This window comes from Ideonella sp. P3_A4 (genome assembly GCF_056403075.1).
This window is the reverse complement of record NZ_JBFUGE010001163.1, coordinates 1-1,062: the sequence shown is the minus strand read 5'-3', so window position 1 is coordinate 1,062 and position 1,062 is coordinate 1. Positions and strand designations below refer to the sequence as shown.

At 65.5% G+C, this 1,062-nt stretch carries 1 protein-coding gene and 1 pseudogene; both read right to left on the bottom strand.

The genetic code is table 11. The annotated features are described in order from the left end of the window. Positions 1 to 669, bottom strand: a pseudogene (locus tag AC1DYI_RS36650) (phospholipase); the annotation flags it as partial. A gap of 16 nt (positions 670 to 685) precedes the next feature. After that, on the bottom strand, positions 686 to 1,062 hold a 377-nt coding region (locus AC1DYI_RS36645; protein ID WP_477208992.1), incomplete at its 5' end, for a helix-turn-helix domain-containing protein.

Sequence of the window (1,062 nt, the reverse complement as noted above, 5' to 3'; positions counted from 1 at the left end):
GTTCTGCGCCGTGGGCCGCGCCAGGAACTGCGAGAACCAGTACTGGCCCAGGTTGTTGATCGGCTGGAACGGGAAGGCCTGGTAGTCGCCGTACATCGACTTGCTCGACGTGCTGCCTTGCCGATAGTTGGCTTCGGTGACGCCGTAGGTGTTGTAGCGGCTGGTGTCGCCGAAGATGCCACCCATGCCGCCGCGGCCGTCGTCGAGGTAGTCGTTCCACAGCCAGCCGGCGGCCACCTTGTCGATGTCGCCGACGATCGCGATGCGCTGGTAGCTGTAGCCGCCATAGCGGTTGCCGTGCGCGTCGGTGCCGTGCGCATGGTCCTGGAAGTGCCAGAACGAGGTGTAGCGGGCAATGTCGGTGCCCAGGCCCCACAGCGGCGCCTTCACGCAGTCGCCGGTGATCGCGCCGCAGATGTAGGTGTCTTCGAAGTAGTCGACATCGTGCGCGCCTTGCGACATGGCCTGCGCGAACTGGTCGATCGTGAAGCCGGCTTTGTTCGCCCCTTGCACCAACTTCTGGTAGTTGGTGGTGGTGGGGTGCGCGGCCATGTAGGCCACCGCGTCGAGCACGAGGCGGGCGTGCGTGTCAGGCTGGAACGCCTGTGCTGCCCAAGGGGTCAGCGCTGCGAGCGTGAACGCGCAGCGCCGGGCCAGAGAACGTTTCATCGAATCTCCTCTTTGTTCATGTCATCGGACCACTTCGAAGTTCGCTGAACATCGGTTGCAGCCGGCTCTTCACGGCCAGTGGTGCATACCCCGTCCAGCGGCGAAAGGCGCGGCACAGCGACGACTGTTCGTCGAAGCCGATTTCCGCACCCAATTGCGCGAGCGAGACGCCGCCGCGCAGCACGCCGACGATGGCGTGTTGTGCGCGCGCGGCATCGAGCAACGCGCGAAAGCTGGCGCCCTCATCCGTCAAGCGGCGCTGCAGCGTACGTCGGCTCAGTTGCAGTTCTGTGGCAATCGAGTCTTCGTCGGCTTCTGCCAACAGCAGGCCGCCGGCCAACGCCTGCGCCACCTGACGCGTGGTGGGCTGCTGTTGTGGCGGCGTGGCCACGC